Annotated in this window: 30 protein-coding genes; all 30 read left to right on the forward strand. The window is 60.0% G+C overall.

Features of this window, described 5'->3' with window-relative positions; all coding sequences use genetic code 11:
• The first annotated feature begins 75 nt into the window (after positions 1–75).
• The 30 genes from rpoC (at position 76) to rpsK (ending at position 20541) form a co-directional block, all read left to right on the forward strand.
• On the forward strand, positions 76–4293 hold the full coding sequence (gene rpoC / locus KUV86_RS13845) for a DNA-directed RNA polymerase subunit beta' (protein ID WP_206944214.1): 4218 nt from the start codon (positions 76–78) through the stop codon (positions 4291–4293).
• Positions 4294–4440: 147 nt separating this feature from the next.
• Positions 4441–4815 carry a 30S ribosomal protein S12 gene (gene rpsL, locus KUV86_RS13850; RefSeq protein WP_206944213.1) on the forward strand — a complete coding sequence of 125 codons (375 nt, stop codon included), beginning with the start codon at positions 4441–4443 and terminating at the stop codon, positions 4813–4815.
• Between the two features lie 110 nt (positions 4816–4925).
• A complete protein-coding gene (gene rpsG, locus KUV86_RS13855; protein WP_023007554.1) occupies positions 4926–5396 on the forward strand; it encodes a 30S ribosomal protein S7 in 471 nt (156 codons plus the stop codon).
• A 30-nt stretch (positions 5397–5426) separates the two neighbouring features.
• The gene (gene fusA, locus KUV86_RS13860; protein ID WP_206944212.1) at positions 5427–7547 is read left to right on the forward strand and encodes an elongation factor G; all 2121 of its coding nucleotides are present in this window, start codon (positions 5427–5429) and stop codon (positions 7545–7547) included.
• A 28-nt stretch (positions 7548–7575) separates the two neighbouring features.
• Positions 7576–8769: an elongation factor Tu gene (tuf, locus tag KUV86_RS13865; protein WP_206944210.1), complete on the forward strand. Its 1194-nt coding sequence runs from the start codon at positions 7576–7578 to the stop codon at positions 8767–8769.
• Between the two features lie 160 nt (positions 8770–8929).
• Positions 8930–9241 (forward strand): 30S ribosomal protein S10, encoded by a 312-nt coding sequence (gene rpsJ / locus KUV86_RS13870; RefSeq protein WP_089848256.1) that lies wholly within the window; start codon positions 8930–8932, stop codon positions 9239–9241.
• Between the two features lie 154 nt (positions 9242–9395).
• Positions 9396–10034: a 50S ribosomal protein L3 gene (gene rplC, locus KUV86_RS13875; RefSeq protein ID WP_206944207.1), complete on the forward strand. Its 639-nt coding sequence runs from the start codon at positions 9396–9398 to the stop codon at positions 10032–10034.
• 14 nt (positions 10035–10048) lie between these two features.
• Positions 10049–10657, forward strand: coding sequence for a 50S ribosomal protein L4 (rplD, locus tag KUV86_RS13880; protein WP_206944205.1), 609 nt, complete (start codon positions 10049–10051; stop codon positions 10655–10657).
• Positions 10654–10950, forward strand: coding sequence for a 50S ribosomal protein L23 (gene rplW, locus KUV86_RS13885; protein WP_206944202.1), 297 nt, complete (start codon positions 10654–10656; stop codon positions 10948–10950). Before rplD ends, rplW begins: the two co-directional genes overlap by 4 nt.
• Positions 10951–10967: 17 nt before the next feature.
• Positions 10968–11798: a 50S ribosomal protein L2 gene (gene rplB / locus KUV86_RS13890; protein ID WP_206944200.1), complete on the forward strand. Its 831-nt coding sequence runs from the start codon at positions 10968–10970 to the stop codon at positions 11796–11798.
• 33 nt (positions 11799–11831) lie between these two features.
• Entirely contained in the window at positions 11832–12107 is a 276-nt protein-coding gene (gene rpsS / locus KUV86_RS13895) for a 30S ribosomal protein S19 (RefSeq protein WP_045990857.1), read from the forward strand.
• 18 nt (positions 12108–12125) lie between these two features.
• Positions 12126–12458, forward strand: coding sequence for a 50S ribosomal protein L22 (gene rplV, locus KUV86_RS13900; RefSeq protein ID WP_016856415.1), 333 nt, complete (start codon positions 12126–12128; stop codon positions 12456–12458).
• 11 nt (positions 12459–12469) lie between these two features.
• Positions 12470–13168, forward strand: coding sequence for a 30S ribosomal protein S3 (gene rpsC / locus KUV86_RS13905; RefSeq protein WP_045990855.1), 699 nt, complete (start codon positions 12470–12472; stop codon positions 13166–13168).
• Between the two features lie 15 nt (positions 13169–13183).
• Positions 13184–13597: a 50S ribosomal protein L16 gene (gene rplP, locus KUV86_RS13910; protein WP_045990854.1), complete on the forward strand. Its 414-nt coding sequence runs from the start codon at positions 13184–13186 to the stop codon at positions 13595–13597.
• A complete protein-coding gene (rpmC, locus tag KUV86_RS13915; RefSeq protein WP_035596360.1) occupies positions 13597–13788 on the forward strand; it encodes a 50S ribosomal protein L29 in 192 nt (63 codons plus the stop codon). The genes rplP and rpmC overlap by 1 nt, the downstream gene beginning before the upstream one ends.
• A gap of 1 nt (position 13789) precedes the next feature.
• Positions 13790–14050: a 30S ribosomal protein S17 gene (gene rpsQ, locus KUV86_RS13920; RefSeq protein WP_045990852.1), complete on the forward strand. Its 261-nt coding sequence runs from the start codon at positions 13790–13792 to the stop codon at positions 14048–14050.
• A 48-nt stretch (positions 14051–14098) separates the two neighbouring features.
• Positions 14099–14470, forward strand: coding sequence for a 50S ribosomal protein L14 (gene rplN, locus KUV86_RS13925; RefSeq protein ID WP_146803726.1), 372 nt, complete (start codon positions 14099–14101; stop codon positions 14468–14470).
• Positions 14471–14484: 14 nt separating this feature from the next.
• Positions 14485–14802 carry a 50S ribosomal protein L24 gene (gene rplX, locus KUV86_RS13930; RefSeq protein ID WP_206944198.1) on the forward strand — a complete coding sequence of 106 codons (318 nt, stop codon included), beginning with the start codon at positions 14485–14487 and terminating at the stop codon, positions 14800–14802.
• An 18-nt stretch (positions 14803–14820) separates the two neighbouring features.
• Positions 14821–15360 (forward strand): 50S ribosomal protein L5, encoded by a 540-nt coding sequence (rplE, locus tag KUV86_RS13935; protein ID WP_045990850.1) that lies wholly within the window; start codon positions 14821–14823, stop codon positions 15358–15360.
• A gap of 10 nt (positions 15361–15370) precedes the next feature.
• The gene (gene rpsN, locus KUV86_RS13940) at positions 15371–15676 is read left to right on the forward strand and encodes a 30S ribosomal protein S14 (protein WP_206944196.1); all 306 of its coding nucleotides are present in this window, start codon (positions 15371–15373) and stop codon (positions 15674–15676) included.
• Positions 15677–15708: 32 nt separating this feature from the next.
• Complete coding sequence (rpsH, locus tag KUV86_RS13945) at positions 15709–16101, forward strand: 30S ribosomal protein S8 (RefSeq protein WP_045990848.1); 393 nt, start codon at positions 15709–15711, stop codon at positions 16099–16101.
• 9 nt (positions 16102–16110) lie between these two features.
• Positions 16111–16641 carry a 50S ribosomal protein L6 gene (rplF, locus tag KUV86_RS13950; RefSeq protein WP_206944194.1) on the forward strand — a complete coding sequence of 177 codons (531 nt, stop codon included), beginning with the start codon at positions 16111–16113 and terminating at the stop codon, positions 16639–16641.
• A 9-nt stretch (positions 16642–16650) separates the two neighbouring features.
• Complete coding sequence (gene rplR, locus KUV86_RS13955) at positions 16651–17001, forward strand: 50S ribosomal protein L18 (protein WP_206944192.1); 351 nt, start codon at positions 16651–16653, stop codon at positions 16999–17001.
• Positions 17002–17012: 11 nt separating this feature from the next.
• Positions 17013–17513 carry a 30S ribosomal protein S5 gene (gene rpsE / locus KUV86_RS13960; protein ID WP_206944190.1) on the forward strand — a complete coding sequence of 167 codons (501 nt, stop codon included), beginning with the start codon at positions 17013–17015 and terminating at the stop codon, positions 17511–17513.
• Between the two features lie 6 nt (positions 17514–17519).
• Positions 17520–17702, forward strand: coding sequence for a 50S ribosomal protein L30 (gene rpmD / locus KUV86_RS13965; protein ID WP_045990844.1), 183 nt, complete (start codon positions 17520–17522; stop codon positions 17700–17702).
• Between the two features lie 3 nt (positions 17703–17705).
• Complete coding sequence (gene rplO / locus KUV86_RS13970; protein ID WP_206944189.1) at positions 17706–18140, forward strand: 50S ribosomal protein L15; 435 nt, start codon at positions 17706–17708, stop codon at positions 18138–18140.
• A complete protein-coding gene (gene secY, locus KUV86_RS13975; protein ID WP_206944188.1) occupies positions 18141–19472 on the forward strand; it encodes a preprotein translocase subunit SecY in 1332 nt (443 codons plus the stop codon).
• Between the two features lie 50 nt (positions 19473–19522).
• Positions 19523–19636, forward strand: coding sequence for a 50S ribosomal protein L36 (gene rpmJ / locus KUV86_RS13980; protein WP_008959154.1), 114 nt, complete (start codon positions 19523–19525; stop codon positions 19634–19636).
• A 122-nt stretch (positions 19637–19758) separates the two neighbouring features.
• Positions 19759–20115 (forward strand): 30S ribosomal protein S13, encoded by a 357-nt coding sequence (gene rpsM, locus KUV86_RS13985; RefSeq protein ID WP_206944187.1) that lies wholly within the window; start codon positions 19759–19761, stop codon positions 20113–20115.
• 39 nt (positions 20116–20154) lie between these two features.
• A complete protein-coding gene (gene rpsK / locus KUV86_RS13990) occupies positions 20155–20541 on the forward strand; it encodes a 30S ribosomal protein S11 (RefSeq protein WP_013331014.1) in 387 nt (128 codons plus the stop codon).
• The last annotated feature ends 9 nt before the right edge of the window (positions 20542–20550 follow it).

The raw sequence follows: 20550 nt of genomic DNA on the forward strand, positions 1-20550 counted from the left end.
AAGGCGCTTCAATGAATGACGGTCCGCGGGGGCGCAAGCCCCCGCCCATGACAACTCCGCAACGGAGCCGACCTAATGAAAGATTTGGTGAAAGTCCTCAAATCGCAGTCTCAGTCCGACGAGTTCGATGCGATCAAGATTACGCTCGCGTCGCCGGACATGATCCGCTCCTGGTCCTTTGGCGAGGTCAAGAAGCCGGAGACTATCAACTATCGGACGTTCAAGCCCGAGCGTGATGGCCTGTTCTGTGCCAAGATCTTTGGCCCGGTGAAGGACTACGAGTGCCTGTGCGGCAAGTACAAGCGCATGAAGCACCGCGGCATCATCTGCGAAAAGTGTGGCGTTGAAGTCACCAAGGCCGCCGTGCGTCGTGAGCGCATGGGGCACATCGAGCTGGCAAGCCCTGTCGCGCACATCTGGTTCTTGAAGTCACTGCCGTCGCGTATCGGCATGCTGATGGACATGACCCTGCGTGACATCGAGCGTGTGCTCTATTTCGAGAGCTTCATGGTCGTCGATCCCGGCATGACCACCCTCGAGCGTGGCCAGCTGCTCAACGACGAGCAGTATTTCGAGGCCCTCGAGGAATTCGGCGATGACTTCGATGCCCGCATGGGTGCCGAAGCCGTCCAGGCCATGCTCAAGGATATCGATCTCGAGGAAGAGATCGAGCGCCTGCGTGAAGAGATTCCGCAGACCAACTCCGAGACCAAGATCAAGAAACTGTCCAAGCGCCTCAAGCTGCTTGAAGCCTTCCAGGGCTCTGGCAACGACCCGGCGTGGATGGTGATGGAAGTGCTGCCTGTCCTGCCCCCGGACCTGCGTCCGCTGGTGCCGCTGGACGGTGGTCGCTTCGCGACCTCGGATCTGAACGATCTGTACCGTCGCGTGATCAACCGTAACAACCGCCTGAAGCGTCTGCTCGATCTCAACGCGCCGGACATCATCGTGCGCAACGAGAAGCGCATGCTGCAGGAGTCCGTGGATGCGCTGCTCGACAACGGTCGTCGCGGTCGTGCCATCACCGGTTCCAACAAGCGCCCGCTCAAGTCGCTGGCCGACATGATCAAGGGTAAGCAGGGGCGTTTCCGTCAGAACCTGCTGGGTAAGCGTGTCGACTACTCCGGTCGTTCCGTTATCACCGTGGGTCCGACCCTGCGTCTGCACCAGTGTGGTCTGCCCAAGAAGATGGCGCTGGAGCTGTTCAAGCCGTTCATCTACTCCAAGCTGCAGGCAAGCGGCCAGGCGTCCACCATCAAGGCCGCCAAGAAGATGGTCGAGCGCGAGCTGCCGGAAGTGTGGGACATCCTCGCTGACGTCATTCGCGAGCACCCGGTACTGCTGAACCGTGCGCCGACCCTGCACCGTCTCGGCATCCAGGCCTTCGAGCCGCTGCTGATCGAAGGCAAGGCGATCCAGCTCCACCCGCTGGTGTGTGCTGCCTACAACGCCGACTTTGACGGTGACCAGATGGCCGTTCACGTACCGCTGACGCTGGAAGCCCAGCTCGAGGCGCGTGCGCTGATGATGGCCACCAACAACGTGCTGTCGCCGGCCAACGGCGAGCCGATCATCGTGCCTTCCCAGGACGTGGTGTTGGGTCTGTACTACATGACCCGCGAGCGCATCAACGCCAAGGGCGAGGGCATGGTGTTCTCCGACCTCAACGAGGTCGAGCGCGCCTTCGGCACCCAGAGTGTATCGCTGCACGCCCGCGTCAAGGTTCGTCTGGACGAAGTGGATGTCGACGAGGAGACCGGCGAGCGCAGCGAGCACCGTCGCCTGCGTGACACCACGGTCGGTCGTGCGCTGCTGTTCCGCATTCTGCCGGAAGGGGTGCCCTTCGACCTGGTCGATCAGGCCATGAAGAAGAAGGCCATCTCCAAGCTGATCAACGAAGTGTATCGCCGTGCCGGTCTCAAGGCAGCGGTCATCTTTGCTGACCAGCTGATGTACACCGGTTTCCGCCTGGCGACCTGGTCTGGCGCCTCCATCGGCGTCAACGACTTCGTCATCCCGGACGCCAAGGCCGAGATCGTCGAGGCGGCTGAGGAAGAGGTCAAGGAAATCGAGGACCAGTTCTCCTCCGGTCTGGTGACCGCGGGCGAGAAGTACAACAAGGTCATCGATATCTGGGCGCGTGCCAACGACCAGGTGGCCAAGGCCATGATGGCGGGCATCTCCAAGGAGACCGTGGTCGATCGTGAAGGCAAGGAAGTCGAACAGGACTCCTTCAACAGCGTCTTCATCATGGCCGACTCCGGTGCTCGTGGTAGTGCCGCCCAGATCCGCCAGCTGGCGGGTATGCGTGGCCTGATGGCCAAGCCGGACGGCTCGATCATCGAGACCCCGATCGTCGCCAACTTCCGTGAAGGCCTGAACGTACTGCAGTACTTCATCTCGACCCACGGTGCACGTAAAGGTCTGGCGGATACGGCCCTCAAGACGGCCAACTCCGGTTACCTGACACGCCGTCTGGTCGACGTGGCGCAGGACATGGTCATCACCGAGACCGACTGTGGTACCGAGCACGGCCTGACCCTGCACCCGGTCATCGAAGGCGGTGACATCATCGTCTCGCTGGCTCAGCGTGTACTCGGCCGCGTGGTCGCTCAGGACGTCATCGACCCGAGCACCGACGAAGTGCTGATCCCGCGCGGCACCCTGTTGGACGAGGCCTGGTGTGCCCAGCTCGATACCATGGGCGTCGACGAGATCATCGTGCGCAGCACCATCACCTGTGAAACCAGTCACGGTGTGTGTTCTTCCTGCTACGGTCGTGACCTGGCCCGCGGTCATCAGGTCAATATCGGTGAGTCGGTCGGCGTTATCGCCGCCCAGTCCATCGGTGAGCCTGGTACCCAGCTGACCATGCGTACCTTCCACATCGGTGGTGCCGCCTCGCGGGCCTCTGCGGTGGACAGCGTTCAGGTCAAGCACGGTGGCAAGGTCCGCCTGCACAACATCAAGTATGTTGAGCGCGCCGACGGCAAGCTGGTGGTGGTGTCTCGCTCCAGTGCCCTGGCGGTAGCCGATGAGCACGGTCGTGAGCGCGAGTACTACAAGCTGCCCTACGGTGCTGAGCTGTCGGTACGTGACGGTGATGCAGTGGATGCCGGCCAGTCAGTGGCCAAGTGGGATCCGCACACTCACCCGATCGTGGCCGAGGCAGAAGGTCAGGTGCACTACGTCGACATGGACGAAGGCCTGACCATGCACCGCAGCGTCGATGAGATGACCGGCCTGTCCTCGATCGAAATCATCGAGTCCGCCGCTCGCCCGATGGCAGGTCGCGACAAGCGCCCGATGATCATGCTCAATGACGCTGGCGGCAAGCCGGTGACCGTGACCGGTAGCGATACGCCCGTGCAGTATCCGCTGCCCGGTAACGCCATCGTCACCGTCGACAATGGCTCAGCCATCGGCGTGGGTGAAATCGTCGCTCGTATCCCGGTGGAAGCGTCCGGTAACAAGGACATCACCGGTGGTCTGCCGCGCGTGGCCGACCTGTTCGAAGCGCGTAAGCCGAAAGAGCCGGCGATCCTGGCCGAAATCAGCGGTGTGATCAGCTTCGGCAAGGAAACCAAGGGTAAGCGTCGCCTGACGATCACCCCGTCCGAAGGCGATCCTTTCGAGATGCTGATTCCCAAGTGGCGTCAGATTGCCGTCTTCGAGGGTGAGTCGGTCGAGAAGGGTGAGGTGATCTCGGACGGCCCGAGCAACCCCCATGACATCCTGCGCCTGCTCGGCATCGCCGAACTGGCCAAGTACATCGTGGCCGAAGTTCAGGACGTCTATCGTCTGCAGGGCGTTGGCATCAACGACAAGCACATCGAAGTGATCGTGCGTCAGATGCTGCGCAAGGTCGAAATCACTGATGCTGGTGATTCCGACTTCATCCCGGGTGATCAGGTCGAGCTGGTCCGCGTGCTGGAGCAAAATGGCGAGCTCCAGACGAAGGACAAGTTCCAGGCCAAGTACCAGCGCCTGCTGCTGGGTATCACCAAGGCCAGCCTGGCCACCGAGTCGTTCATCTCTGCGGCCTCCTTCCAGGAGACAACCCGCGTGCTGACCGAGGCGGCGGTAACCGGCAAGCGCGACTATCTGCGCGGCCTGAAGGAAAACGTGGTGGTGGGACGTCTGATCCCGGCCGGTACCGGTCTGACCCATCACGAGGAGCGTCGCCGCAAGCGTGAAGACGCCGAGCGACTGCTTCAGCCGTCTGCGTACGATGTCGAGCAGGAGCTGGGTGCCCAGCTTACCGCGCTGGACTCGGACGACGACGAGATCTGATGTCGGCATAAGCCTGGAGCCTTTGCGGCTCCGGGCTTGACGCGCCTTGGCATCAGCCAGTAGAATGCGCAGCCTTTAACAGTGGGGTGGGTGTATCCGCGCCACTGTGAAAAGGCTTAGGCAACCCATTGGAGTCAGCTAACAGCTATGGCAACGATTAATCAGCTCGTGCGCAAGCCGCGCAAGCGCCAGGCCGCGAAGACCGACGTGCCTGCGCTTCAGGCCTGCCCGCAGAAGCGCGGCGTCTGTACCCGCGTCTACACCACCACCCCGAAGAAGCCGAACTCCGCACTGCGGAAGGTCTGCCGTGTGCGCCTGACCAACGGCTACGAGGTGTCCTCTTACATCGGCGGTGAAGGCCACAACCTGCAGGAGCACTCCGTGGTCCTGATCCGTGGCGGTCGAGTAAAGGACCTTCCGGGTGTGCGTTATCACACCGTTCGCGGCGCTCTCGACACCTCCGGTGTCCAGAACCGTAAGCAGGGCCGTTCCAAGTACGGTACCAAGCGTCCGAAGTCCTAAGGGCTACGTCGCTTCCATTACCAGATTGACCCGGTCTGATAAGAGTAAGGTCGAGCCGCCTATCGCGTGTCTCGGGTTTACCTGAAGGACCCTTCAACCGAGGGCTTATCATGCCTAGAAGAAGAGTTGCGGCCAAGCGCGAGATTCTGCCGGATCCTAAGTTCGGATCCGAGCGTCTGGCCAAGTTCATGAACCACCTGATGATCAGCGGCAAGAAGTCCGTAGCTGAGCGTATCGTCTATGGTGCGCTGGACAGGGTTGCCGAGCGTTCCAATGAAGAGCCGCTGGAGATCTTCGACAAGGCGCTGGAAACGATCCAGCCGATGGTCGAGGTGAAGTCTCGCCGCGTTGGCGGTGCGACCTATCAGGTGCCGGTCGAAGTCCGTCCGTCCCGCCGCCAGGCGCTTGCCATGCGCTGGCTGGTGGACGCCGCTCGCCGTCGTGGCGAGAAGACCATGGTGCAGCGTCTGGCTGGCGAAATGCTGGATGCAGCCGAAGGCAAGGGTTCGGCAGTCAAGAAGCGTGAAGACGTGCATCGCATGGCAGAAGCCAACAAGGCCTTCTCTCACTACCGCTTCTAAAGCGCATCGCCAACCAACGGGAGTTACATCGTGGCTCGCAAGACTCCGCTTAAGCGTTACCGCAATATCGGTATCGTGGCCCACGTCGACGCCGGTAAGACGACTACTACCGAGCGTGTCCTGTTCTATACCGGTCTGTCCCACAAGGTCGGTGAGGTCCATGAGGGCGCTGCCACCATGGACTGGATGGAGCAGGAGCAGGAGCGTGGTATCACTATCACCTCCGCGGCGACTACCTGCTTCTGGCAGGGCATGAACAAGCAGTTCGATGAGCACCGCATCAACATCATCGACACTCCTGGACACGTTGACTTCACCATCGAAGTCGAGCGTTCCCTGCGTGTTCTTGACGGTGCCGTCGTCGTGCTGTGTGGCTCCTCCGGTGTGCAGCCGCAGACCGAGACCGTCTGGCGCCAGGCCAACAAGTACGAAGTTCCGCGCATGGTGTTCGTCAACAAGATGGACCGTAGCGGCGCTGACTTCTTCATGGTCGTCAACCAGCTGAAGGATCGTCTTGGCGCCAACGTCGTGCCGATCCAGATCAACTGGGGCTCCGAGGACGAGTTCAAGGGCGTTATCGACCTCATCCAGATGAAGGCCATCCTGTGGGATGAAGACAACTTCGGGATGAACTACGACCTCGTTGATATCCCGGCGGAGCTCCAGGAGACCGCTGAAGAGTATCGCGAGCAGATGGTCGAGGCCGCCGCCGAGGCGTCCGAAGAGCTGATGGAGAAGTACCTCGAAGAGGGCGAGCTGACCATCGACGAGATCAAGGCTGGTCTGCGTCGTCGTACTCTCGACAACGAGATCGTGCTGGTCACCTGTGGTTCTGCGTTCAAGAACAAGGGTGTTCAGGCCGTTCTCGATGGCGTCATCGAGTACATGCCGTCTCCCACCGAGGTCAAGGCGATCGAAGGTGAGCTGGACGACAAGGACGGCACCATCGCGACTCGTGAAGCCGACGACAGCGCTCCGTTCGCTGCGCTGGCGTTCAAGATCGCGACCGACCCCTTCGTTGGTACCCTGACCTTCATTCGCGTCTACTCTGGCGTGCTGAAGTCCGGTGACAGCGTCTACAACTCCGTCAAGCAGAAGAAGGAGCGCGTCGGTCGTATCGTCCAGATGCACTCCAACTCTCGCGAGGAGATCAAGGAAGTTCTGGCTGGCGACATCGCCGCCTGTATCGGCCTGAAGGACGTGACCACCGGTGACACCCTGTGCGACCTGAACGACAAGATCGTTCTCGAGCGCATGGAGTTCCCGGATCCGGTTATCTCTGTCGCGGTCGAGCCTAAGTCCAAGGCTGACCAGGAAAAGATGGGTATTGCACTGGGCAAGCTGGCCCAGGAAGATCCGTCCTTCCAGGTCAAGACCGACGAAGAGACTGGCCAGACCATCATCTCCGGCATGGGTGAGCTTCACCTGGACATCATCGTTGACCGCATGCGTCGCGAGTTCAAGGTGGAAGCCAACATCGGTAAGCCGCAGGTGGCCTATCGCGAGACGATTCGTCAGAGCGTCGAGCAGGAAGGCAAGTTCGTTCGTCAGTCCGGTGGTCGCGGTCAGTACGGTCACGTACACCTGCGTATCGAGCCGTTGACGGCCGAAGACAAGGGCGACGACGAAGATATGCACTTCAAGTTCGCTTCCGAGATCGTCGGCGGTGTGGTTCCCAAGGAATACGTACCGGCCGTCGAGAAAGGGGCCTATGAGCAGCTCCAGAACGGTGTCATCGCGGGCTACCCGATGATCGACGTTAAGGTGACGCTGTTCGACGGTTCCTACCATGACGTGGACTCCAACGAGACCGCGTTCAAGGTCGCCTCTTCCATGGCGATCAAGCAAGGCGCACCCAAGGCCAAGGCAGTTCTGCTCGAGCCGGTGATGAAGGTCGAGGTCGTGACCCCTGAAGAATTCATGGGTGACGTCATGGGCGACCTGAACCGCCGTCGGGGCCTGGTCCAGGGTATGGATGACTCTTCCTCTGGTAAGGTCATTCGCGCCACCGTGCCGCTGGCTGAGATGTTCGGTTACGCAACCGATCTGCGCTCTCAGACCCAGGGCCGCGCAAGCTACACCATGGAGTTTGCGGACTACGAAGAGGCGCCGTCCAGCGTCGTTGAAGCCGTCATCAACCAGAACGGTTAACCGTTAGCTAACGAAAGAGGTCATAGCAGTGGCTAAGGAAAAATTCGAACGTTCCAAACCGCACGTCAACGTCGGCACCATCGGTCACGTCGACCACGGTAAGACTACCCTGACGGCGGCCCTGACCCGCGTTTCTGCCGAGGTATTCGGCGGTGACTGGCGCGAGTTCGACACCATCGACAACGCTCCGGAAGAGCGTGAGCGTGGTATCACCATCGCGACCTCTCACGTCGAGTATCAGTCCGAGGAGCGTCACTACGCTCACGTCGACTGCCCGGGACACGCTGACTACGTCAAGAACATGATCACCGGTGCTGCCCAGATGGACGGCGCTATCCTGGTCTGTTCCGCCGCTGACGGCCCCATGCCGCAGACTCGCGAGCACATCCTGCTGTCTCGCCAGGTTGGCGTTCCGTTCATCGTCGTGTTCCTGAACAAGGCCGACATGGTCGACGACGAAGAGCTGCTCGAGCTGGTCGAGATGGAAGTTCGTGAACTTCTGTCCGAGTACGACTTCCCGGGCGACGACACTCCGATCATCACCGGCTCTGCCCTGATGGCTCTGGAAGGCAAGGACGACAACGGCATGGGTACTACCGCCGTTGCCAACCTGATCAAGGCCCTGGATGCTTACATCCCTGAGCCGGAGCGTGCTGTCGACCAGCCGTTCCTGATGCCGATCGAAGACGTGTTCTCCATCTCTGGTCGCGGTACCGTTGTGACCGGTCGTGTTGAGCGCGGCATCGTCAAGCCGGGCGAAGAGATCGAGATCGTTGGTATCAAGGACACCACCAAGACTACCGTTACCGGTGTCGAGATGTTCCGTAAGCTGCTCGACGAAGGTCGTGCAGGCGAGAACGTCGGTGCCCTGCTGCGTGGTACCAAGCGTGACGAAGTCGAGCGTGGTCAGGTTCTGGCCAAGCCGGGCACCATCACTCCGCACACTCAGTTCGAGGCGGAAGTGTACGTGCTGAGCAAGGACGAAGGTGGTCGTCACACTCCGTTCTTCAAAGGCTACCGTCCGCAGTTCTACTTCCGTACCACTGACATCACTGGTACCTGTGAACTGCCGGAAGGCGTTGAGATGGTTATGCCGGGCGACAACGTTCAGATGACTGTCAACCTGATCGCTCCGATCGCCATGGACGAAGGTCTGCGCTTCGCTATCCGCGAAGGCGGCCGTACCGTCGGCGCTGGCGTCGTGGCCAAGATCCTGGTCTAAGTTAGACCGGTGATCACCGAAGGGGGCTCCGCAAGGAGCCCCCTTTTCTGCGCATCGTCATTGAGGGTTTGACTCTCGGTGGCGTGGCGCATATAATGCGCATCCTTTGAATGCGTGGGTTGACGGCTCGCGCCGTCAAGTTCCATTGGAGTTAGGGCAAATGCAGAACCAAAAGATTCGCATTCGGTTGAAGGCTTTCGACCATCGCCTGATCGACCAGTCCGCTGCGGAAATCGTTGATACCGCCAAGCGTACCGGCGCCCAGGTTCGTGGTCCGATTCCTCTGCCGACTAATCGCGAGCGTTACACTGTGCTGGTTTCCCCGCACGTGAACAAGGACGCCCGTGATCAGTACGAGATTCGTACCCACAAGCGTGTGCTCGACATCGTTGAGCCGACCGAGAAGACTGTCGATGCCCTGATGAAGCTCGACCTCGCCGCTGGCGTGGACGTGCAGATCAAGCTCGACTGATATCACTAGACACTCGCGGCCCAGCGTTCCTCGATATGAAAGATGAGGTTCAGCAGCCGCCACGCCGGGATGGCGTTACACAACGTGCTAGTGGAATGCTCTGGAAAGGGCAGCCATAGCGGGTGATAGCCCCGTACACTATAGGAGACTAAGCATGACTATCGGTTTGGTCGGTAGAAAGGCCGGTATGACCCGTGTCTTTACCGAAGACGGCGCATCTGTGCCCGTGACCGTTATCGAGGTTGAGCCCAACCGCGTGACCTGCGTGAAGTCTGTCGAATCCGACGGCTACGCTGCGGTTCAGGTGACAACCGGCTCCCGCAAAGCCAAGCATCTGTCCAAGGCCCAAGCTGGCCTGTACGCCAAGGCAGGTGTTGAGGCTGGTCGTTCTCTGATGGAGTTTCGTCTGACTGAAGGCGAAGACGCTCCTGAAGTGGGCGGCGAACTCACCGTATCCCTCTTCGAAGCTGGTCAAAGCGTTGACGTGACCGGCACTTCCAAGGGTAAGGGCTTCCAGGGCGCTGTTAAGCGCTGGAACTTCCGTACCCAGGACAACAGCCACGGTAACTCTCTGTCCCACCGTGCCCCCGGTTCTATCGGCATGTGCCAGACCCCGGGTCGCGTATTCAAGGGCAAGAAGATGGCCGGCCAGATGGGCAACGCACGTTGCACCGTTCAGAGCCTGGAAATCGTCCGTGTCGATGCCGAGCGCAACTTGCTGCTGATCAAAGGTGCCGTTCCTGGCGCTACTGGCAGTGATGTCATCGTGCGCAGCGCCGTCAAAGCTGGCTGAAGGGGAACTTTCCAATGAATCTGAATCTTGCAGGTGCAAGCGCTGGGACTGTTGAACTGTCCGACGCTACCTTTGGCAAAGAATTCAACGAAGCGCTCGTGCATCAGGTCGTCACTGCCTATCTGGCTGGTGGTCGCCAGGGTACCCGCGCCCAGAAGAACCGTTCCGACGTCCGTGGCGGCGGCAAGAAGCCGTGGCGCCAGAAGGGCACCGGTCGCGCTCGCGCCGGTACCATCCGTTCGCCGATCTGGCGCACCGGTGGTGTGACCTTCGCGGCTCGTCCGCAGGACCACTCCCAGAAGGTCAACCGCAAGATGTACCGTGCGGCCATGCGCTCGATTCTGTCCGAGCTGGTCCGTCAGGAACGCCTTGTTGCCGTTGACGCCTTTTCTGTCGAGTCACCGAAAACCAAGCAGCTGGTCGCCAAGCTTTCCGACCTGGGCCTGGAAAAGGTGCTGATCGTCACCGAAGAAGTTGACGAGAACCTGTACCTGGCCGCCCGCAACATTCCCAACGTGGATGTAGTGGACGTCGCCGCCGCCGACCCGGTCAGCCTGGTCGCCTTCGACAAGGTCCTGGCTACCGTCTCCGCACTGCGCAAATTTGAGGAGAAGCTGGCATGAACCAGGAGCGTGTATTCAAGGTTCTGCTTGGTCCCCACGTGACCGAGAAGGCCGCCATGGCCGCCGAGCGTAACCAGTACGTGTTCAAGGTGGCGAGTGACGCAACCAAGCCCGAGATCAAGGCTGCCGTTCAGCAGCTGTTCGGCAAGAAAGTCGATCGCGTTTCTGTGCTGAACGTGAAGGGCAAGACCAAGCGCACCGCGCATGGTGTTGGTATGCGCAAGGGTTATCGCAAGGCGTACGTGACACTGGCCGCCGGCGAGACGCTTGAAGACTTCTCTGGCGCCGAGTAAAGGCAGGAGTACGGATCATGGCAATCGTCAAGACAAAACCCACATCCGCCGGTCGTCGCCACGTCGTCAAGATTGTTGGTGAAGAGCTGTACAAGGGCCGCGCCTACGCGCCGCTGCTCGAAAAGCAGTCCAAGTCCGGTGGTCGTAACAACAATGGTCGCATCACTACTCGCCACGTTGGCGGTGGTCATCGCAACCATTACCGGATCATTGACTTCAAGCGCACCAAGGATGGCGTTCCGGCCATTGTTGAGCGTCTGGAGCATGACCCGAACCGCAGCGCCCACATCGCACTGCTGAAGTACCTCGACGGTGAGCGTCGTTACATCATTGCCCCCAAGGGCGTGAGTGCTGGTGACCGCCTCGAGTCCGGCGTCAATGCGCCGATCAAGAAGGGTAACGCACTGCCGCTGCGCAACATCCCGCTGGGTTCCACGGTGCACTGCATCGAACTGAAGCCTGGCAAGGGTGCTCAGATTGCACGCAGCGCCGGTACCAGCGCCCAGCTGGTGGCTCGTGAAGGTAACTACGCCACTCTGCGTCTTCGCTCCGGCGAAATGCGCAAGGTGCTGTCAGAGTGCCGCGCGACCCTGGGTGAGGTGAGCAATTCCGAGCACAGCCTGCGTCAACTTGGCAAGGCCGGTGCGAAGCGCTGGAGAGGTGTGCGCCCGACCGTTCGCGGTGTCGCGATGAACCCGGTGGATCACCCGCACGGTGGTGGTGAAGGCCGCACCAGCGGTGGTCGTCATCCGGTGTCCCCGTGGGGTATGCCCACCAAGGGATACAAGACCCGCAAGAACAAGCGCACCGACAAGCTGATCGTCCGCCGCCGTAAGGCTCGCGGTTAAGATCCCACGCCAAGACATTAAGAGGTAACGGCTGTGCCACGTTCACTGAAGAAAGGTCCTTTCGTCGACCTTCATCTGCTGAAAAAGGTTGAGACTGCAGCGGAAAAGAACGATCGCAAACCGATCAAGACCTGGTCGCGTCGTTCAATGGTCCTGCCCAACATGGTCGGGCTCACCATTGCAGTCCATAACGGTCGCCAACACGTCCCGGTGCATGTTTCCGAGGAAATGGTTGGCCACAAGCTGGGCGAATTCGCTGCTACCCGCACCTATCGCGGCCATGCGGCGGACAAGAAAGCCAAACGGTAAGCCAGAGAGGATTAAGAGATGGAAGTCACAGCAAAGCTGCGTGGCGCCAGTTTATCCGCCCAGAAGGCCCGTTTGGTGGCTGATCAGGTGCGCGGTAAGCCTGTCGCCGAAGCACTCGACCTGCTGACCTTCTCCCCGAAGAAGGCGGCCAAGCTGGTCAAGAAGGTGCTGCAGTCCGCCATCGCGAATGCGGAAGAAAATAACGGCATGGACATCGACGAGCTGCGTGTCTCGACCATCTGCGTCGATGAGGGCATGACGCTCAAGCGCATCCGTCCGCGCGCCAAGGGCCGTGCGGATCGCATTCTGAAGCGCACTTGCCACATCACCGTCAAGGTAGCCGAGAAGTAGGAGTCGACCAGATGGGTCAGAAAGTCAATCCGACAGGCATCCGACTGGGTATCGTCAAAGACCATACCTCTGTCTGGTACGCCGAGCGCGGCGCCTATGCCGACAAGCTGAACAACGACCTCGCGGTTCGTAGCTTCCTGGAAGAGCGTTTGAAGAACGCCTCTGTCAGCAAGATCACCATCGAGCGTCCCGCGAACAACGCACGCATCACCATTCACACTGCCCGTCCGGGCATCGTGATTGGCAAGAAGGGCGAAGATGTCGATCGCCTGCGTCGCGACGTCACCGAGATGATGGGCGTGCCCGTCCACGTCAACATCGAGGAAGTTCGCAAGCCTGAGCTGGATGCCCAGCTCGTCGCGCAGAACATTGCCGGTCAGCTTGAGCGCCGCGTCATGTTCCGTCGCGCCATGAAGCGCGCTGTCCAGAACGCCATGCGTCTGGGCGCCGGCGGCATCAAGGTGCAGCTCTCCGGTCGCCTCGGCGGCGCGGAAATTGCCCGCACCGAGTGGTACCGCGAAGGTCGTGTTCCGCTGCATACCCTGCGTGCGGACATCGATTACGCCACCTACGAAGCCAAGACCACCTACGGCATCATCGGTGTCAAGGTCTGGGTCTTCAAGGGTGAAATCCTCGGGGGCATCGAAGAGGTCCGCGCCAAGGCTAAGCAAAGCCAGGCAGCGCCCTCCAAGAAGAAAGGTTCCAGGTAAGGGGAGAGCGATTCGATGTTACAACCCAAGCGTACAAAATTCCGCAAGGTGCAAAAGGGCCGCAACCGTGGCCTGGCGCATCGCGGAAGCAAAGTGAGCTTCGGCGAATTCGGCCTGAAGGCCACCGGCCGCGGCCGCGTCACCGCCCGTCAGATCGAAGCTGGTCGTCGTGCGATCACTCGTCACGTCAAGCGTGGCGGCAAGATCTGGATCCGCGTCTTCCCGGATAAGCCGATTTCCAAGAAGCCTCTGGAAGTCCGGATGGGTAAAGGTAAGGGCTCCGTCGAGTACTGGGTCGCTCAGATCCAGCCCGGTCGTGTCCTTTACGAGATCGAAGGTGTTTCTGAAGAGCTGGCACGCGAAGCCTTCGCTCTGGCCGCTCAGAAGTTCCCGGTCTCCACCACCTTTGTGAAACGGACGGTGATGTGATGAAAGCCCAGGAAATTCGTGAAAAGTCCGCCGAGCAGCTCCAAGAGCAGCTCCTCGAACTCCTCCGCGAGCAGTTCAACCTGCGCATGCAGAAGGCCACCGGCCAACTGAGCCAGACTCATCTGCTCAAGCAGGTTCGTCGGGATATCGCCCGCGTGAAGACTGTGCTCAACGAGAAGGCAGGTGTCTGAGATGGCCGAAGAGAAAAAAGCCCGTACGCTCACCGGCAAGGTGGTGAGCGACAAGATGGACAAGTCCATCGTCGTCATGATCGAGCGTCGTGAGCGCCACCCGATCTACGGCAAATACGTTAAGCGCTCCACCAAGCTGCACGCCCACGACGAGACGAATCAGGCCAAGGCCGGCGATACGGTATCCATTCAGGAATGCCGTCCGCTGTCCAAGAAGAAGGCCTGGACCCTGGTCGAGGTCGTCGAACAGGCCAAGGGTTAAGGCCACGGCCTTAACCTCGTGCAGTCAGTTTAGGTTTGGAGAAAACCGATGATTCAGACTCAGACAATGCTGGATGTCGCCGACAACAGCGGAGCGCGCCGGGTGCAGTGCATCAAGGTGCTGGGTGGTTCACACCGCCGCTACGCTCGCGTTGGTGATGTCATCAAGGTCACGGTGAAGGAAGCCATTCCGCGCGGCAAGGTCAAGAAAGGCCAAGTGCTGAAGGCGGTGGTTGTCCGTACCCGCAGTGGCGTCCGTCGCAGCGACGGTTCGCTGATTCGCTTCGATGGAAATGCGGCTGTGTTGTTGAACAACACCAACGAACAGCCGATCGGTACCCGTATCTTCGGGCCGGTGACGCGTGAACTTCGTACTGAGAAGTTCATGAAGATCATTTCCTTAGCGCCTGAAGTGCTGTAAGGGAGCGAGGCGACATGCAAAAGATCAAACGTGATGATGAAGTGATCGTCATCGCCGGCAAGGACAAGGGTAAGCGCGGTACTGTGAAGCGCGTCCTCCAGGACGACCGTTTCGTGGTAGCGGGTGTGAACATGATCAAGCGTCACACCAAGCCGAACCCCATGGCCGGCAATCAGGGCGGTATCGTCGAGCGCGAGGCTCCGATTCACGCGTCCAACGTAGCCATCTTCAATCAGGAGACCGGTAAGGCGGATCGCGTCGGCTTCCAGATCAAGGAAGACGGTACCAAGGTACGTATCTACAAGTCGACGCAAGCGCAGATCGACGCCTAACGCGAGTCGGGTAGCAAAATGGCGAACTTGAAAGAACGTTATCAAAACGAGGTGGTGGCTCAACTCAAAGAGCAGTTTAGCTACGCCAACGTTATGCAGGTACCCAGGATCACCAAGGTGACCCTGAACATGGGTATCGGCGAAGCGACCAGCGATAAAAAGCTGATCGATGCGGCCGTCGGCGACCTGGAGAAGCTCTCCGGTCAAAAGCCGATGGTCACCAAGGCACGCAAGTCCATCGCGGGCTTCAAGGTGCGTGAAGGCTGGCCGATCGGCGTGAAGGTCACACTGCGCAGTGAGCGTATGTGGGACTTCCTCGATCGCCTGGTGAATATCGCGATCCCCCGCGTTCGTGACTTCCGTGGTCTCAACCCGAAGTCCTTCGACGGTCGTGGCAACTACAGCATGGGGGTGCGTGAGCAGATCATCTTCCCGGAGATCGAATATGATAAGATCGACCGGATTCGTGGTCTGGATGTCACCATCACCACCACTGCCAACACCGATGACGAAGGTCGTGCGCTCTTGAGCGCATTGAACTTCCCGTTCAAGAAATAAGGGTGGGATCATGGCAAAGAAGAGCATGATTGAGCGTGAGCAGAAGCGCGCGCAACTGGTTGAGAAGTATGCTGCCAAGCGTGCCGAGCTCAAGGCGATCATCCAGGACGTGAACAGCTCCGATGAGGAGCGCTTCGATGCGCAGCTGAAGTTGCAGTCGCTGCCGCGTGACTCCAGCCCCGTGCGTCAGCGTAACCGCTGCCGCGTGACTGGCCGTCCGCACGGCTACTACAACAAGTTCGGCCTCGGCCGTAACAAGCTGCGTGAAGCCGCCATGCGTGGCGACGTGCCCGGACTCAAGAAGTCCAGCTGGTAACGCCACGTAGAATCATCAGGAGCGCAAGTTAAATGAGCATGCAAGACACTCTGGCGGATATGTTTACTCGTATCCGCAATGCGCAGCAGGCCACCAAGGAGACGGTCACCATGCCGTCCTCCAAGATCAAGGTTGAAGTGGCCCGCGTGCTGAAAGAAGAGGGTTACATCACTGACTTCGCCGTGAGCGAATCAGCCAAGCCCGAGCTGACCGTCAGCCTGAAGTACTTCGAAGGCAAGCCGGTCATCGAGCATCTGCAGCGGGTTTCCAAGCCGTCCCTGCGTAGTTACAAGGGCAAGGATGCGCTGCCGAAGGTCGCCGATGGCCTGGGTGTCGCGATCGTCACTACCTCCAAGGGTGTGATGACCGATCGTGCCGCGCGTCAGGCTGGTGTCGGCGGCGAAGTCCTCTGCACCGTATTCTAGGAGTTTGGAATGTCCCGCGTAGCCAAATATCCGGTTAAAGTGCCCGCTGGCGTCGAGGTCAAGATCGACGACGCCACGCTGACCGCCAAGGGCGGTCAGGGCACCCTCTCCATGCCCGTTCACGGCGATGTCGTGATCGCGCAGGAAGACGGCCAGCTGACCTTCCAGCCGAGCGAATCCGCTAAGAGCTGGGCCATGGTCGGCACCACCCGTGCCCTGGTTCAGAACCTGGTCACCGGCGTGTCCGAGGGCTTTACCAAGACCCTCGAAATCATCGGCGTCGGTTATCGCGCTCAAGCGAAAGGCCAGACGCTTAACCTGACACTGGGCTTCTCTCACCCGGTCGATTATGCCCTGCCTGAGGGTGTCTCTGCGGAAACGCCGAAGAACACCGTCATCGTGCTGAAGAGCGCGGACAAGCAGAAGCTCGGCCAGGTCGCAGCGGAAATCCGCGCCTTCCGTCCGCCCGAGCCCTATAAGGGTAAGGGTGTGCGTTACGCGGATGAGCAGGTCCGCCGTAAAGAAGCCAAGAAGAAGTAAGGCAGGGTTATGAACGCGAAGAAAGAATCTCGTCTCCGTCGTGCCCGCCGCGCTCGCGCCAAGATCCGCGAGCTGGGCGTGTCTCGCCTGTGCGTCAACCGTACCCCGCGTCACATCTACGCGCAGATTATCTCGCCGGATGGTGGCAAGGTCCTTGCCAGCGCTTCCACGCTGGACAAGAGCCTGCGCGAAGGTGCAACCGGCAACGCAGACGCCGCAGCCAAAGTTGGTGCGCTGATCGCTGAGCGCGCCAAGGAAGCGGGCATCACCCAGGTGGCCTTCGACCGCGCTGGCTTCAAGTACCACGGTCGTGTGAAGGCCCTGGCCGACGCCGCTCGTGAAGGCGGCCTGGAATTCTAAAGGGTTTTACGATGGCGAAGAACGAACAGCAAAACGGCGATCTGCAAGAAAAGCTCGTGCAGGTCAACCGTGTCGCCAAGGTGGTCAAGGGTGGCCGTATTTTCGGCTTCACCGCTCTGACTGTCGTCGGTGACGGAAACGGTCGTGTTGGCTTCGGTCGTGGCAAGGCGCGTGAAGTGCCGGTCGCGATTCAGAAGGCGATGGACCAGGCGCGTCGCAACATGGTCAAGGTGAACCTGGTCGGCGGCACACTCCAGTATCCGGTCAAGGCTCGTCATGGCGCCTCCAAGGTGTACATGCAGCCGGCTTCCGACGGTACTGGTATCATCGCCGGCGGCGCCATGCGCTCCGTGCTGGAACTGGCCGGCGTGCACAACGTCCTGGCCAAGTGCTATGGCTCCACCAATCCGGTGAACGTGGTCCGCGCGACCGTGAATGGCCTGGCTTCCATGCAGTCGCCGGAAGACGTGGCCGCCAAGCGCGGTCTCTCAGTCGAAGCGATCACGGGGTAATAGACCATGGCAGCTACGATCAAGGTTACCCAGACCCGCAGCACCATCGGCACGTTGGCCAAGCACAAGGCCACCATGAAGGGCCTCGGCCTGCGCCGCATCGGTCACACGGTTGAACTGGAAGACACCCCTGCCGTCCGCGGCATGATCCACAAGGTCAACTACCTTGTGCGTGTTGAGGGAGAGTAATCCATGAAACTTAACAGCCTGAGCCCGGCACCGGGCTCCAAGCACGCTGAAAAGCGCGTCGGTCGTGGCATCGGCTCCGGTCTGGGCAAGACCGGCGGCCGTGGCCACAAGGGCCAGAAGTCGCGCAGCGGTGGCAGCGTCAAGCCCGGCTTCGAGGGCGGTCAGATGCCCCTGCAGCGTCGTCTGCCGAAGTTTGGCTTCACCTCCGCCAAATCACTGGTTTCCGAGGAAGTCCGCCTGGCCGAACTGGCCAAGGTCGCGGGTGACGAAGTCACTCTGGAAAGCCTCAAGGAAGCCAATGTGCTGAAGGACGCTACGCAGCATGCGAAAGTGATCCTTTCCGGCGATCTGAACAAGGCGGTTACCGTTCGCGGTCTGCGGGTCACCAAAGGTGCCCGTGCAGCGATCGAAGCCGCCGGTGGCAAGGTAGAGGACTAAATGGCCAAGTCAGGAAACATGCCGGCGATGGGCAGCGGTCTGAGTGAACTGTGGGCGCGTCTGCGCTTCGTGCTCCTCGCCATCGTGGTCTACCGTATCGGTGCCCACATCCCCGTTCCCGGTATCAATCCTGACCAGCTTGCTGCCTTGTTCAGGGAGCAGCAGGGCACCATCCTGGGCATGTTCAACATGTTCTCGGGCGGTGCCCTGGAGCGCATGAGTATCCTCGCCCTCGGCATCATGCCGTACATCTCGGCGTCGATCATCATGCAGCTCCTGACTGCCGTCTCGCCTCACCTTGAGCAGTTGAAAAAGGAAGGCGAGGGCGGCCGCCGCAAGATCAGCCAGTACACGCGCTACGGCACGGTGGTGCTGGCCCTGGTTCAGGCCACCGGTATGTCGGTGGGCCTGGCCAGCCAAGGCATTGCCTACACGGCCGATCTCAGCTTCTATTTCACCGCGATCATCACCTTCGTGTGTGGCGCGGTGTTCCTGATGTGGCTGGGTGAGCAGATTACCGAGAAGGGTATTGGTAACGGTATCTCGTTGCTGATCTTCGCGGGTATCGTCGCCGGCCTGCCTGGCGCTGTGGCGCAAGCCTTCGAGCTTGCCCGCAACGAGGGCGCGTGGAATGTGTTGCCGCTGTTGGCGTTGAGCCTTCTGGGTATCGCCACCGTGGCGTTTGTCGTGTTCATCGAACGCGGTCAGCGCCGGATTACGGTGAACTACCCGCGCCGCCAGGTCGGCAACAAGATGTACGCAGGACAGAGCAGCTACCTTCCGCTCAAGGTCAACATGGCGGGCGTTATCCCGGCCATCTTTGCCTCGAGTATCCTGCTGTTCCCGGCCTCCCTCGGTCAGTGGGTAGGTGCCGGTGATGGCATGGAGTGGTTGCAGCGCGCGTCCCAGGCGTTGGCCCCTGGTCAGCCCCTGTATATCTTGCTTTTCGCGGCGGCGGTGGTATTCTTCTGCTTCTTTTACACAGCGCTGGTCTTCAACCCCAAGGACGTAGCCGATAACCTCAAGAAGTCGGGTGCTTTCCTGCCGGGGATTCGTCCTGGCGAGCAAACCGCTCGTTATGTCGACAAGGTCATGACTCGTCTGACTTTGTTCGGCGCTCTCTACATCACTGCGGTTTCCCTGATGCCCCAGTTCCTGATCGTAGCGTGGAACGTGCCGTTCTTCTTTGGCGGTACCTCGCTTCTGATCGTGGTCGTGGTCATCATGGACTTCATGGCCCAGGTGCAGTCGCACCTCATGTCGCACCAGTATGAGTCGGTGATGAAGAAGTCCAACCTGAAAGGCTACGGTAGCGGCGGCATCATGCGCTAAACGCGCCGCAGGCCGATTTGGCACGCCGCAAGCCGATATTGGAGAGAACGATGAAAGTTCGAGCTTCCGTCAAGAAAATGTGCCGCAATTGCAAGATCATTCGTCGCAATGGCGCCGTGCGCGTCATCTGCAGCGAGCCGCGGCACAAGCAGCGCCAGGGTTGATCCTGGGCTGAATTGAACCGGGTGCTGGCATACCCCTTGCCCTTTTGATGGGAAGGGGGTATGCTATTGCGCCTTTTGTAGTTGATTAACCGAGCAAGCCGCTCAAATTTCGGAGTAAGCTGATGGCCCGTATTGCAGGCGTCAATATCCCGGACAACAAGCATGCGGCGATCTCGCTGACCTACATCTTCGGGATTGGCCGCACTCGCGCACAGGAAATCTGTGAAGCGACCGGCATCGCGCCGACCACCAAAATCCAGGACCTGTCATCTGAAGAGATCGACAACCTGCGTAGTGAAGTCGGCAAGTATACCGTTGAAGGCGACCTTCGTCGTGATGTGACGCTGAACATCAAGCGTCTCATGGACCTGGGTTGCTATCGTGGTCTGCGTCATCGTCGTAGTCTTCCGATGCGCGGTCAGCGCACCAAGACTAACGCGCGTACCCGTAAGGGACCGCGTAAGCCGATCCGCAAATAACACGCACGTTCTGGCGTAAAGACAGGAATTGACATCAACATGGCTAACCCGCGTAGCAACCGTAAAAAGGTTAAAAAGCAGGTAGTGGATGCGGTTGCGCATATCCACGCCTCTTTTAACAACACGATCATTACGATCACAGACCGCCAGGGCAACGCTCTTTCCTGGGCGACAGCCGGTGGTTCGGGTTTTCGTGGTTCTCGCAAGAGCACCCCGTTCGCTGCTCAAGTAGCAAGCGAGCGTGCAGCGACCGCTGCAGCCGAGTATGGTGTGAAAAACGTCGACGTGCTGGTCAAGGGCCCCGGTCCTGGCCGTGAATCCGCCGTGCGCGCGCTCAACGCCGCCGGCTTCCGCGTGCAAAGCATCACCGACGCGACGCCCATTCCCCACAATGGCTGCCGTCCGCCGAAGAAACGCCGCGTTTAAGGAGACAGA

The sequence above is a fragment of the Halomonas sp. DP8Y7-3 genome, assembly GCF_019801675.1.
GTDB classification, from domain to species: domain Bacteria; phylum Pseudomonadota; class Gammaproteobacteria; order Pseudomonadales; family Halomonadaceae; genus Halomonas; species Halomonas litopenaei_A.